Annotated in this window: 1 protein-coding gene; it reads left to right on the top strand. The window is 63.9% G+C overall.

The window, feature by feature from the left end:
- The coding region (locus L6D89_RS32555; RefSeq protein WP_236202361.1) for a hypothetical protein at nt 1-255 on the top strand (255 nt) is incomplete at both ends.

Here is a 255-nt window from a genome sequence, read left to right as displayed (position 1 = left end):
CCACCGCACCGGTGAGCAATGAGGCCCTGGCAGCGGCCAAGCGTGCTCGCGAGTACCGCGAGGCGCTGCAGCAGATGACAGCTGACCAGGCTGCCGCAGCCGAGGCCCAGGAAGCGGCCGAGAAGCGGCACACCGACAACATGAACAAAATCAGGACCGACAACCTGGCCAAGCTCCAGACCGCGCTGGCCACTGAAATGCGCATGTATGAGGCTGCTGCCAAGCGCCTGGAGACTGCGAAGAAACAGCGCGAAA

Source organism: Pseudomonas pseudonitroreducens, assembly GCF_021603645.1.
GTDB lineage: Bacteria > Pseudomonadota > Gammaproteobacteria > Pseudomonadales > Pseudomonadaceae > Pseudomonas > Pseudomonas pseudonitroreducens.
This window is presented reverse-complemented; position numbering and strand designations above follow the sequence as displayed.